This window comes from Streptomyces sp. NPDC058092, assembly GCF_042884935.1.
Classification (GTDB): domain Bacteria; phylum Actinomycetota; class Actinomycetes; order Streptomycetales; family Streptomycetaceae; genus Streptomyces.
In genome coordinates this window covers 219768-231936 of sequence record NZ_JBHVSY010000007.1, presented here as the reverse complement: position 1 = coordinate 231936, position 12169 = coordinate 219768, and the positions used below count along the sequence as shown (strand labels likewise).

Here is a 12169-nt window from a genome sequence, read left to right as displayed (position 1 = left end):
TCAGCATTGTCGAACCGAGGTGGAGGAGTACGGCGCGATGGCCAAGAACATCCAGTCGCTGGAGCGGGCGGCGGCGATGCTGCGCCTGCTGGCAGGTGGCGAGCGTCGGCTGGGGCTGTCCGACATCGCCTCTTCACTGGGCCTGGCCAAGGGCACCGCACACGGCATTCTGCGCACGCTCCAGCACGAGGGCTTCGTCGAGCAGGACACGGCGTCCGGCCGCTATCAGCTGGGCGCCGAGCTGCTGCGTCTGGGCAACAGCTATCTGGACGTCCACGAGCTGCGGGCGCGCGCGCTCGTCTGGACGGACGACCTGGCCCGTTCCAGCGGCGAGAGCGCCCATCTGGGGGTCCTGCACCAGCAGGGCGTCCTCATCGTCCACCACGTGTTCCGGCCCGACGACAGCCGGCAGGTCCTGGAGGTCGGGGCCATGCAGCCGCTGCACTCCACGGCCCTGGGCAAGGTGCTCTCGGCGTACGACCCGGTGGCGCACACCGAGGCGATGGAGGCCGAGCGGAGGTCCTTCACCCCGCACACCGTCACCGAGACGGCGGAGTTCGAGGCGATGCTCGACCTGATCCGGGCCCGCGGCTGGGCGGCCGACGTGGAGGAGACCTGGGAGGGCGTGGCCGCGGTGGCCGCCCCGATCCACGACCGGCGGCGGATGCCGGTCGGCGCGGTGGCCGTGACCGGCGCGGTGGAGCGGGTCTGCGCGGACGGGGAGCTGCGCCCCGAGCTGATCGCCGCGGTGCGGGACTGCGCCCGCGCGGTCTCCAGGGATCTGGGCGCCCGGCCCTTCTGACCGCGGCGGCGGGTGATCGCCGACGGCGACCCCGCCACCGCGGGCCGTCGGTAACGATCGAGTTATAGGCCACACAACCCTTGACGCGTGTTTCACCTGGGGGAAGCATTGCCGTTCACCGGTCGGCATTGTCGAACAGCTAACGGAATTTCACGTTAAGGTGTGACAGCGCCAAGAGCCGGAAAACGCCCTCACGTGAGGGCGCGGACCACCGGAGGGACCCGGGGTTCGGCTTCCCTGGACGAAGGACAAAGGAGTCGCGGGTGTCCAGCTCCGACATCTTCATCGGCGAGACCATAGGTACCGCCGTACTCATCCTGCTCGGCGGCGGTGTCTGTGCGGCCGTCACTCTCAAGCGCTCCAAGGCGCAGAACGCCGGCTGGCTCGCCATCACCTTCGGGTGGGGTTTCGCCGTGCTGACCGGCGCTTATCTGGCCGGCGGCGTGTCCGGCGCGCATCTCAATCCGGCGGTCACGATCGGTCTCGCGATCGAGGGCGGCACCAAGTGGAGCGACGTACCGCTGTACCTCGGCTCCCAGCTGTTCGGCGCGATGATCGGCGCGGTGCTGGTCTGGCTGACGTACTACGGGCAGTTCCGGGCGCATCTCACAGATCCGGAGATCGTGGGCGCCCAGCCGGGTGAAGAGGCCATGGTCGACCAGGCCTCCGCCCCGAAGGCGGGCCCGGTGCTGGGCGTCTTCTCCACCGGCCCCGAGATCCGGCACGCGGTGCAGAACCTCGCCACCGAGATCATCGCCACCGTCGTGCTCGTCCTGGCGATCCTCACCCAGGGCCTCAACAACGACGGCAACGGCCTCGGCACGCTCGGCGCGATGGTCACCGCGCTGGTCGTCGTCGGTATCGGTCTCTCGCTCGGCGGGCCGACGGGTTACGCGATCAACCCGGTTCGCGACCTCGGTCCGCGTATCGTGCACGCGCTGCTTCCGCTGCCGAACAAGGGCGGTTCCGACTGGGGCTACGCATGGGTCCCGGTCGTCGGACCTCTCGTCGGCGGCGCGATCGCGGGCGGGCTCTACAACGTCGCCTTCGCCTGAGCCGTGACGTACAGAGCCATGACGCACAGAGCTGTGACGTACAGAGCTGTGACGTACAGAGCCGTAATCCTCACGACCACACAGACTTCCGGGAGCACACCGTGACCGACGCACACACCACCGGCCCGTTCATCGCGGCCATCGACCAGGGCACCACCTCCAGCCGCTGCATCGTCTTCGACACGGATGGCCGGATCGTCTCCGTCGACCAGAAGGAGCACGAGCAGATCTTCCCGAAGCCGGGCTGGGTCGAGCACGACGCGAGGGAGATCTGGGAGAACGTCCAGGAGGTCGTGGCGGGCGCCGTCGTCAAGGCGGGCATCACCGCCGCCGACGTGAAGGCCATCGGCATCACCAACCAGCGCGAGACCACGCTGCTCTGGGACAAGAACACCGGTGAGCCCGTCCACAACGCCCTCGTCTGGCAGGACACCCGCACCGACGCGCTCTGCAAGGAGCTCGGCCGCAACGTGGGCCAGGACCGCTTCCGCCGCGAGACCGGTCTGCCGCTCGCCTCGTACTTCGCCGGCCCCAAGGTCCGCTGGCTGCTCGACAACGTCGAGGGACTGCGCGAGCGCGCCGAGCGCGGCGACATCCTCTTCGGCACCATGGACTCCTGGGTCATCTGGAACCTGACCGGCGGCACGAACGGCGGCGTGCACGTCACCGACGTCACCAACGCCTCGCGCACCCTCCTGATGAACCTGCACACCATGACGTGGGACACCAAGATCCTCGCGTCCATGGAGATCCCGGCGGCCGTGCTGCCCGAGATCCGCTCCTCCGCCGAGGTGTACGGCACCGCCAAGGACGGCGTCCTGGCCGGCGTCCCGGTCGCCTCCGCGCTCGGCGACCAGCAGGCGGCCCTCTTCGGCCAGACCTGTTTCTCCGAGGGCGAGGCCAAGTCCACGTACGGCACCGGCACCTTCATGCTGATGAACACCGGTGAGACGCCCGTCAACTCGTACAACGGACTGCTGACGACCGTCGGGTACCGGATCGGCGAACAGAAGCCGGTCTACGCCCTGGAAGGCTCCATCGCCGTCACCGGCTCGCTGGTGCAGTGGATGCGCGACCAGATGGGCCTGATCAACTCCGCGGCCGAGATCGAGACGCTGGCCTCGTCGGTCGAGGACAACGGCGGCGCGTACTTCGTGCCCGCTTTCTCCGGTCTGTTCGCCCCGTACTGGCGCTCCGACGCCCGCGGCATCATCGCCGGTCTGACCCGGTACGTCACCAAGGCCCACATCGCCCGTGCTGTCCTGGAGGCCACCGCCTGGCAGACCCGGGAGATCACCGACGCCATGACGAAGGACTCCGGTGTCGAGCTCGCCGCCCTGAAGGTCGACGGCGGCATGACCTCCAACAACTTGCTGATGCAGACGCTCGCCGACTTCCTGGACGCACCCGTAGTGCGGCCCATGGTCGCCGAGACGACCTGCCTCGGCGCCGCCTACGCCGCCGGTCTCGCCGTCGGCTTCTGGCCGGACACCGACGCGCTGCGCGCCAACTGGCGCCGGGCCGCCGAGTGGACACCCCGCATGGACGCGGACACCCGCGACCGCGAGTACAAGAGCTGGCTCAAGGCCGTGGAACGGACCATGGGCTGGCTCGAAGACGAGGAGTAATCACCATGACCACCCTGCAGAGCGTCCCGGCACTCGGGACACACCCGGCCTCCGGCTCCCTCCCGAGCCGCGCCGAGACTCGGGAGCAGCTGTCCAAGGCTGCGTACGACCTCCTGGTGATCGGTGGCGGCATCCTGGGCATCTCCACCGCCTGGCACGCCGCGCAGTCCGGGCTGCGGGTGGCCCTGGTGGACGCCGGCGACTTCGCCGGCGCCACCTCCTCCGCCTCCTCCAAGCTGCTCCACGGCGGTCTGCGCTACCTGCAGACCGGTGCGGTGAAGCTCGTCGCGGAGAACCACTTCGAGCGCCGTGCGGTGTCCCGTCAGGTGGCCCCGCACCTGGCCAATCCGCTCACCTTCTACCTGCCGGTCTACAAAGGCGGCCCGCACGGCGCGGCCAAGCTCGGCGCGGGTGTGTTCGCGTACTCGGCGCTCTCCGCGTTCGGTGACGGGGTCGGCCATGTGATCAGCCCGGCGAAGGCGCAGCGCGATGTGCCGGAGCTGCGTACGGACGGTCTGAAGGCCGTCGCGGTCTACGGCGACGACCAGATGAACGATGCCCGGATGGCACTGATGACGGTCCGTGCGGCCGTCGACGCGGGTGCGGTCGTCCTCAACCACGCGGCGGTGACCGGGCTGCGGTTCACCCGGGGCCGGGTGACGGGCGCCGACCTGGAGGACCGTACGGACGGTACGGAGTTCGGCGTCAACGCCCGTCTCGTGCTGAACGCCACCGGCCCGTGGGTCGATCACCTGCGGAAGATGGAGGACGCCGGCGCGGCTCCTTCGATACGTCTTTCCAAGGGCGCGCACCTGGTGCTGAAGCGGACGCGGCCGTGGAAGGCCGCGCTGGCGACCCCGATCGACAAGTACCGGATCACGTTCGCCCTGCCGTGGGAGGACATGCTGCTGCTCGGTACGACGGACGAGGAGTACGAGGGCGATCCGGCGGACGTCGCGGTCAACGAGAAGGACACCGCGCAGATCCTGGACGAGGCCGCGTTCTCCGTCAAGGACCAGCAGTTGTCGCGCGATCTGATCACGTACTCCTTCGCGGGTCTCCGGGTGCTGCCCGGCGGCCCGGGCGACACGTCCAAGGCCAAGCGCGAGACGGTCGTGACGGAGGGCCGCGGCGGGATGCTGTCGGTCGCGGGCGGCAAGTGGACGACGTTCCGCCACATCGGCCGTACGGTGATGAACAAGCTGGCCGCACTCCCCGGCCACCCCCTGGCGGACGACATGGAGCCGATCTCGCGGCTGCCGAAGAAGCTCCCGCTGCCCGGCATCGCCAACCCGAACGCGGTGGCGCACCGGCTGCTGATCGACGGCGGTACGCCCGGCCCCCGGATGGCGGCCGACACGGCCCGCCACCTCGCCACCCACTACGGCTCGCTCGCCTTCGACATCGCACGGCTGGCGAACGAGAACCCGGCGCTGGCCGAGCGCGTCCACCCGGACGCGCCGGAGATCTGGGCGCAGGTCGCCTACGCACGTGATCACGAGTGGGCCGAGACGGCGGACGACGTGCTGCGCCGCCGGACGACGCTGACGATCCGGGGCCTGGCGACGGACGAGATCCGGGCCGGCGTCGAGGCCATGCTCGGCGGCCGGAGCTGACGGGGTCGTACGCATCGGACGGGGCGGTTCCCAGGTGGGGCCGCCCCGTCCGTACGTCCGCCTGCCCGGGGATGCCCCGGTCCGGTGGGCGCGCCGTACGGCCGCTGTGCGCGTGCGATCCCCGGCGGCCGTCCGCCGGGGCGCGTACTACCCGGGACGACCTGCGGCAGACCTGGTTCATCAGCCTCTTCCGACCCGCATAATGAGGGGAGACATCGGATGTCTGATTCCAGTCCGGATCCAGGAGGACCGTCATGGCTGTCACCGACGAGGCGATCGAGAAGATCAAGGGAATGATCGTCTCGGGTGCGCTACGACCCGGCGACCGGCTCCCCAAGGAGAGCGAACTCGCGGCCGAGCTGGGGCTCTCCCGCAACTCCCTCCGGGAGGCGGTGCGCGCCCTGTCGCTGATCCGCATTCTCGATGTGCGGCAGGGCGACGGCACGTATGTGACCAGCCTCGATCCGCAGTTGCTGCTGGAGGCGCTGAGCTTCGTCGTGGACTTCCACCGCGACGACACGGTGCTCGAATTCCTGGCGGTCCGACGGATCCTGGAACCGGCGGCGACGGCGATGGCGGCTACCCGGATCAGCGAGAACCAACTGGACGTGCTGAGCTCACAGTTGGACGCCCTGGGCGCGCAGCCCTCGGTGGAGGAGCTGGTCGCCTGCGATCTGGAGTTCCACCGCGGGATCGTGCAGTCCTCCGGGAACTCGGTGCTCTGCTCGCTGCTCGACGGGCTGTCGGGGCCGACGACCCGGGCGCGGGTCTGGCGCGGTCTGACGCAGGAGGACGCGGTGAGCCGCACGCTCCATGAGCACCGGGCGATCGTGTCGGCGCTGCGGGACCGGGACGCGGAGGCGGCGCGGGCGTGGGCGACGGTGCATGTGGCGAGCGTGGAGCAGTGGTTGCGGTCGACGCTGTAGCGCGGCGGGCGGGTTCCGGGGCTCCGCCCCGCAACCCGCGCCCGAACGCCGGCGGGGCTGAGAACGGTCAGCACCGCCGGCGTCGCGCGAAAAAAGATCAGTCCTGCTTCTCGCCGCTCGCGAAGCGGGAGATGACCAGGGCGACGATGATGATCGCGCCGTTGAGGAACTGGTTCCACAGCGCGGGGACGCCGCCGAGGGTCATCACGTTGACCACCAGCTGGAGCGTCAGTACGCCGGTCAGCGCACCGAACAGGGTGCCGCGTCCGCCCTTGAGGCTGATGCCGCCGATGACCGCGGCGGCGAACACCTGGAAGATCCAGCCGTTGCCCTGGGTCGCCGCGACCGACCCGTAGTGGCCGGTGTAGAGGATGCCCGCGAAGGCCGCCAGCAGACCGCCGATGGCGAGCACGATCCAGGTGACCCGGTCCACCCGGATGCCCGCGGCGCGCGCGGCCTCCGGGTTGCCGCCGATCGCGTACAGCGAACGCCCGTGGCGCAGCCAGGCCAGCGCGGCGCCGCCGACGGCGAACAGCGCGAGGCAGATCCAGACGGCGGCCGGCGCGCCGAACCACTCGCTCTTGCCGAGGTAGCGGAAGGACTCCGGCACGTCGGTGATGGACTTGCCCTCGGTGATGCCGATGTGGAGGCCGCGCAGCATGGTGAGCATGCCGAGCGTGGCGATGAAGCCGTTGACCCGCAGCTTCAGCATCAGGAAGCCGTTGACGGCACCGACGGCGAGGCCCACGAGCAGACAGAGCGGGATCGCCGACCAGGTGGGCAGCAGGCCCAGGCCCGCGAAGCGGCCGCCCTCGGTGGGCAGGACGAGCCACATCGCGACGACGGGCGCGATGCCGATCGTCGACTCCAGTGACAGGTCCATCCGTCCGCAGATCAGGATCAGCGCCTGGCCCAGGACCAGCAGGCTCAGCTCGGAGGACTGCTGGACGACGCTGATCAGGTTCTCGGAGGTCAGGAACACCGGCGAGACGATGAACCCGATCACCATCAGCACCAGGATCACCGGTACCAGGGAGAAGTCGCTCCACCGGATCAGCTTCAGCCGGTCCAGCGGGCGCTCGCCCGTCGGGGAGCCCTTCGGCCCGCCGTTGATGTCGTCGGCCGCCGCGGGCCGTACCGTGCCGGTCATTCCCTTTCCCCCACACCTTCCATGGCGGCGACGAGTTCCCCGTCGGTCCACCCGCTGGCGAATGTCGCGACCACGCGCCCGTGGAACAGGGCGAGCACCCGGTCGCAGACCCGCAGATCGTCCAGTTCGTCCGAGATGATCACTGCGGCGTTCCCCTCGTCGGCGACCCGCCGTACGACCGAGAGCAGCGAGTCCTTGGACTTGACGTCCACACCCGCGGTGGGCCGGACCGCCACCAGCACGCTCGGGTTGCGGGCCAGCGCGCGGGCGACCACCACCTTCTGCTGGTTTCCGCCGGAGAGTCCGGAGACGGGCTGCTCGGGCCCCTGTGTCTTGATGTCCAGCGAGGCGATCATGGTCCGTGCGAACTCCCTGGTACGGGAGGGCAGTACGGTCCCCCACGGGCCGAGCTGGTCGGTGACGGTGAGGGTGGCGTTCTCGGCGACGCTGCGTTCCAGGACGAGACCCTGGTCGTGCCGGTCCTCGGGGATGTAGCCGATCCCGGCGTCCAGTGCGTGCGGCACGCTGCCGGAGCGCACGGCCCTGCCGTGGACGGAGACCGTGCCGCCGCCCGCCTTGCGCATTCCGGCCAGGGTCTCGCCCAGGGCCGTGTTGCCGCTGGCCGCGGAGCCGGCGAGGCCGAGCACCTCGCCCGGGCGTACCTCCAGGTCCAGCGGTTCGAACTGGCCCTGAAGGGTGAGGCGTTCGGTGCGCAGGACGGGGGCGGCCGACTCGTCCCGTACCGTCGCGGCGTCACCGTTCGCGTGCCAGGCGGTGGCGCCGGCGGACTGTTCGCCGGTCATCGCCGCCACCAGTTCCGCCTTGGCGAGGTCGGCGACCGGGGCGGTGAGCACATGGCGGGCGTCGCGGTAGACGGTGACCGCCGTGCACAGCTCGTACACCTCCTGCAGATGGTGGGAGATGAAGAGGAACGCCACTCCCTGGCTCTGCAGTTCCCTGAGCTTGTCGAAGAGCCGCCCGATGCCGCGGGCGTCGAGCTGGGCGGTCGGCTCGTCCAGGATGATCAGCCGGGCACCGAAGGACAGCGCCCGGGCGATCTCGACGAACTGCCGCTGCTCGACGGCGAGATCGCGCGCCCGGGTGCCGGGGTCGACCTGGACGCCGTACTCGGCGAGGAGCCCCTCGGCCCGCTTGCGGAGCTTCCCCCAGCTGATCCAGCGGGCGTTGTCGTCGAAGCGGTTGAGGAAGAGGTTCTCGGCGACGGTCAGATCGGGGACGACCATCGACTTCTGGTAGACGCAGGCGACCTTCGACTGCCAGGCGGTGGTGTCCCCGAAGGCGGGCGCGGGCTCCCCGCCGAAGGTGACCGTGCCCGCGTCCGCCTTGTGGAGCCCGGTCAGGACGCTGACCAGTGTCGACTTGCCTGCGCCGTTGCGGCCGACGAGGGCGTGGGACTCACCGGGCCGCACGGTGAGCCGGACCCCGTCGAGCGCCACGGTGGGCCCGAAGCGTTTGACAACGCCTTCCGCCTGTACGGCGGGTGGTGCCTCTTCCATCAGACCCCTTCTCAGCGAAGCGCCGTAGAAATGTCGGTGCCCTGTCCCCCGGCAGCGGTCAGGGCTTGGCCGCGTCTCGGTTCCTCGGAGCCGGGAGGAAAGCCCTCTCGGCAACGAGAGGGCGGAGTCACGGCTGGCTCTTCTTCTCCAGCTGATTGGCCCACAGCTTCGGGTCGTCGACGTTGTCCTTGGTCACCAGCGGCGCGGGGAGCTGGTCCTCGAAGCCGTTCGGGATCTTGATGATGGTGGAGTCGTGGTCGGTCGGGCCTTCCTTGAAGGTCTTGCCGTCCAGGGCCGCCTTGGCGTAGTACAGCGCGTACTTCGCGTACAGGTCGGCGGGCTGGGAGATCGTCGCGTCGATCTTCCCGGCCTTGATGGCGTCGAACTCCTCCGGGATGCCGTCGTTGGAGATGATCGTGATGTGGCCCGGCGTACCGGCCGGCTTCAGCAGCTTCTTCTGCTCCAGGAGCGCGAGGGTGGGCTGCAGGAAGACACCGCCCGCCTGCATGTAGATGCCGTTGATGTCGGGGTTGGCGGCCAGGGTGGCCTGGAGCTTGGCGGAGGCGACATCGCCCTTCCAGTCGGTGGCCAGCTCGAAGACCTTGATGCCGGGGAAGTCCTTGTCCATGCAGGTCTTGAACGCCTCGGACCGGTCACGGCCGTTGATCGAGGCGAGGTCGCCCTGGAACTCGACCACCTTGCCCTTGCCCTTCAGCTGTTCGCCGAGGTACTTGCAGGCGTTGGTCCCGTACGCCTTGTTGTCGGCCCGCACCACCATGTAGATGTTGCCCTTGTCGGGGCGGGTGTCGACGCTGATGACGGGGATCTTCTTCTCGTTCAGCGTGTTGAGCGACTCGGCTATCGCACCCGTGTCCTGAGGTGCCATCACGACGGCCTTGGCGCCCTGGTCGGTGAAGGTCTGGACGTTGGCGACCAGCTTGCCGATGTCGTTCTGCGAGTTGGTCAGCGGCAGGGCCTTGACCTCGCCCGCATTGACCCCCTTCTGCACATAGTTCTGGTACGAGTTCCAGAAGTCGCTGTCGCTGCGCGGCAGGTCGATTCCGACCTTCCCGCCGCCCGCGCCGTCAGCGGTGGACTCGCGGTTGCAGCCCGCGAGGGCAGTGACGGCCAGCAGTACGGCGCAGGCGGCCGCACTCGTCGTACGTACTCTCATTGGTGTCCCAATCCTTGGTGGAGTACCGGTCGGAGCTCTGTGGGCAGAGCGGGGTGCGTGGTGCGCGGGGGCGCGGCCCGGTGATGCGGCTCGGGTCTGTCCGGCGGATCAGAACCGGACAGGCCCGGGGCCGCGCGTCCCTGATCAGCTTTCGGCGGGGCGCAGGCGCAGGCCCTGCATTCCGCCGTCGACGGCGAGTGCCGTGCCGGTGACGGCGGCGGCGGCGGGGCTCGCGAGGTAGACGATCGCGGCGGCCACCTCATCGGCCGAGACCAGCCGCCCCAGCGGCTGGCGGGCGTTGAGCGCGGCCCGTTCGGCGGCCGGGTCGTCGGCCTGCCCGAGGAGCCGGCCGATCCACGGGGTGTCCGCGGTGCCCGGGTTGACGCAGTTGACCCGGATGCCCTCGCGGACGTGGTCGGCGGCCATCGCGAGCGTCAGGGAGAGGACCGCACCCTTGCTCGCGCTGTACAGGGCGCGCTGCGGCAGTCCGGCGGTCGCGGCGATCGAGCAGGTCTGGGTGATCGAGACGGCACCGGGGCGTTCGGCCGCCGCGCGCCGCAGATGGGGCAGGGCGTGCCGGGCGGTGCGGACCATGCCGAGGACGTTGATGTCCAGGACCCGGGTCCACTCCTCGTCGGCGTTGTCCTCGACGGTGCCGATGGAACCGATGCCCGCGTTGGACACGACGGTGTGCAGGCCGCCCAGTTCGCCGGCGGCCCGGTCGACCGCCTCGCGCACGGCGTCGTCGTCGGTGACGTCCGCCTTGACGGCCAGGACGCCCGCGGGGGCGCCCGCGGTCTCCCGGTCGAGCACGGCCACCTGTGCGCCGCGCGCGAGCAGCAGGGTCGCGACAGCGGCGCCGATACCGGAGGCGCCGCCCGTCACCAGGGCCTTCATCCCCTCGAAGTCGCGTGTGCCGGTCATCAGTTGGCCTCCTCGGTGATGCGGCGGGCCTGCCATACGGGGCCCTCCGGGTAGCGGTGTGCGGCGATCGACTCGGGGAGCATCCGGGCGGAGAAGCCCGGTGAACCCGGCGCGGTGTAACGGCCGTTCTCGATCACGGTGGGGTCGGCGAAGTGTTCGTGGAGATGGTCGACGTACTCGATCACGCGGTTCTCCCAGCTGCCGGAGACCGCCACATAGTCGAACATCGAGAGGTGTTGCACCAGCTCGCACAGCCCGACTCCGCCCGCGTGCGGGCAGACGGGTACGCCGTACTTGGCGGCGAGCAGCAGGATCGCCAGGTTCTCGTTGACGCCCGCGACCCGGGCCGCGTCGATCTGGACGAAGTCGACGGCTCCGGCCTGCAGCAGTTGCTTGAACACGACCCGGTTGGCGATGTGTTCACCGGTGGCGACCTTGACGGGCTGCCCGGCGCGGACGGCCGCGTGGCCGAGGATGTCGTCGGGGCTGGTCGGCTCCTCGATCCAGTGCGGGTCGTACGGCGCGAGCGCGGTCATCCACTCCACTGCGTCGGCGACGTCCCAGCGCTGGTTGGCGTCGACGGCGATCCGGACGTCCGGCCCGACGGCCTCGCGGGCCAGGGCGAGTCTGCGGACGTCGTCGCGGAGGTTGCCGCCGACCTTCAGCTTGATCTGGGTGAAGCCGTCGGCGACGGCCTCCTTCGCCAGCCGGACCAGCTTGTCGTCGGTGTATCCCAGCCAGCCCGGCGAGGTGGTGTACGCGGGGTAGCCCTCGGCGCGCAGCCGCTCGGCGCGCTCGGCCCGTCCCGGTTCGGCGGCCCGCAGGATCGCGAGGGCCTCGTCGGGAGTGAGCGCGTCGGTGAGATAGCGGAAGTCGACGAGGGAGACGAGCTCCTCGGGCGTCATCTCGGCGAGGAACTGCCAGACGGGCCTGCCGGCCTGCTTCGCCGCCAGGTCCCAGGCCGCGTTGACGACCGCGCCGGCCGCCATGTGCATCACGCCCTTCTCGGGGCCGAGCCAGCGCAGTTGGGAGTCATGGGTGAGCTCGCGGTGCAGTGCGGCGAGGTCGGCCGCGGTACGGGGCGCCGGGCGCCCCACCACGTACGGGCGCAGCGCCTCGATGGCGGCGGCCATCACCTCGTTGCCGCGCCCGATGGTGAAACAGAAGCCATGTCCCTCGATGACGGCTCCCTCGTCGAGGGGTTCGGTACGCAGGACGACGTAGGCGGCCGAGTAGTCGGGATCGGGGTTCATGGCGTCCGAGCCGTCCAGTTGTTCCGAGGTCGGAAAACGGATGTCGTGGACCTCGAAATCCGTGACGGTCTGACTCATGTGCGCCCCCAGGGGAATAACATCGGACCTCTGCTCTGGTCATCCG

Annotated in this window: 10 protein-coding genes; 5 read left to right on the top strand and 5 right to left on the bottom strand. The window is 70.0% G+C overall.

The window, feature by feature from the left end; genetic code table 11:
• Window positions 1–37: 37 nt before the first annotated feature.
• The 5 genes from ACFVV1_RS14535 to ACFVV1_RS14515 all read left to right on the top strand — a co-directional run bounded on the left by ACFVV1_RS14535 (window position 38) and on the right by ACFVV1_RS14515 (window position 6027).
• Window positions 38–802: an IclR family transcriptional regulator gene (locus tag ACFVV1_RS14535; RefSeq protein WP_389989439.1), complete on the top strand. Its 765-nt coding sequence runs from the start codon at window positions 38–40 to the stop codon at window positions 800–802.
• Between the two features lie 263 nt (window positions 803–1065).
• On the top strand, window positions 1066–1857 hold the full coding sequence (locus tag ACFVV1_RS14530) for an MIP/aquaporin family protein (RefSeq protein ID WP_389989437.1): 792 nt from the start codon (window positions 1066–1068) through the stop codon (window positions 1855–1857).
• A 101-nt stretch (window positions 1858–1958) separates the two neighbouring features.
• Complete coding sequence (glpK, locus tag ACFVV1_RS14525; RefSeq protein WP_389989435.1) at window positions 1959–3485, top strand: glycerol kinase GlpK; 1527 nt, start codon at window positions 1959–1961, stop codon at window positions 3483–3485.
• Window positions 3486–3490: 5 nt separating this feature from the next.
• Window positions 3491–5101, top strand: a complete 1611-nt coding sequence (locus tag ACFVV1_RS14520) for an FAD-dependent oxidoreductase (RefSeq protein ID WP_389989433.1) — start codon at window positions 3491–3493, stop codon at window positions 5099–5101.
• Window positions 5102–5355: 254 nt separating this feature from the next.
• A complete protein-coding gene (locus ACFVV1_RS14515; RefSeq protein WP_389989431.1) occupies window positions 5356–6027 on the top strand; it encodes a FadR/GntR family transcriptional regulator in 672 nt (223 codons plus the stop codon).
• Window positions 6028–6124: 97 nt separating this feature from the next.
• On the opposite strand, the gene ACFVV1_RS14510 is transcribed toward ACFVV1_RS14515, so the two are convergent.
• The 5 genes from ACFVV1_RS14510 to ACFVV1_RS14490 form a co-directional block, all read right to left on the bottom strand.
• Complete coding sequence (locus ACFVV1_RS14510; RefSeq protein ID WP_389989429.1) at window positions 6125–7177, bottom strand: ABC transporter permease; 1053 nt, start codon at window positions 7175–7177, stop codon at window positions 6125–6127.
• The gene (locus ACFVV1_RS14505; protein WP_389989427.1) at window positions 7174–8694 is read right to left on the bottom strand and encodes a sugar ABC transporter ATP-binding protein; all 1521 of its coding nucleotides are present in this window, start codon (window positions 8692–8694) and stop codon (window positions 7174–7176) included. Before ACFVV1_RS14505 ends, ACFVV1_RS14510 begins: the two co-directional genes overlap by 4 nt.
• A gap of 127 nt (window positions 8695–8821) precedes the next feature.
• Entirely contained in the window at window positions 8822–9868 is a 1047-nt protein-coding gene (locus tag ACFVV1_RS14500; protein WP_389989425.1) for a sugar ABC transporter substrate-binding protein, read from the bottom strand.
• A gap of 144 nt (window positions 9869–10012) precedes the next feature.
• On the bottom strand, window positions 10013–10792 hold the full coding sequence (locus tag ACFVV1_RS14495; protein WP_389989423.1) for an SDR family NAD(P)-dependent oxidoreductase: 780 nt from the start codon (window positions 10790–10792) through the stop codon (window positions 10013–10015).
• The gene (locus ACFVV1_RS14490; RefSeq protein ID WP_389989421.1) at window positions 10792–12123 is read right to left on the bottom strand and encodes an L-fuconate dehydratase; all 1332 of its coding nucleotides are present in this window, start codon (window positions 12121–12123) and stop codon (window positions 10792–10794) included. Before ACFVV1_RS14490 ends, ACFVV1_RS14495 begins: the two co-directional genes overlap by 1 nt.
• Between the last annotated feature and the right edge of the window lie 46 nt (window positions 12124–12169).

Coding starts and splice junctions, on each gene's coding strand:
- ACFVV1_RS14535 (WP_389989439.1), top strand. CDS start 38: ATGGCCAAGAACATCCAGTCGCTGGAGCGGGCGGCGGCGATGCTGCGC.
- ACFVV1_RS14520 (WP_389989433.1), top strand. CDS start 3,491: ATGACCACCCTGCAGAGCGTCCCGGCACTCGGGACACACCCGGCCTCC.
- ACFVV1_RS14515 (WP_389989431.1), top strand. CDS start 5,356: ATGGCTGTCACCGACGAGGCGATCGAGAAGATCAAGGGAATGATCGTC.
- ACFVV1_RS14510 (WP_389989429.1), bottom strand. CDS start 7,177: ATGACCGGCACGGTACGGCCCGCGGCGGCCGACGACATCAACGGCGGG.
- ACFVV1_RS14505 (WP_389989427.1), bottom strand. CDS start 8,694: ATGGAAGAGGCACCACCCGCCGTACAGGCGGAAGGCGTTGTCAAACGC.
- ACFVV1_RS14500 (WP_389989425.1), bottom strand. CDS start 9,868: ATGAGAGTACGTACGACGAGTGCGGCCGCCTGCGCCGTACTGCTGGCC.
- ACFVV1_RS14495 (WP_389989423.1), bottom strand. CDS start 10,792: ATGACCGGCACACGCGACTTCGAGGGGATGAAGGCCCTGGTGACGGGC.
- ACFVV1_RS14490 (WP_389989421.1), bottom strand. CDS start 12,123: ATGAGTCAGACCGTCACGGATTTCGAGGTCCACGACATCCGTTTTCCG.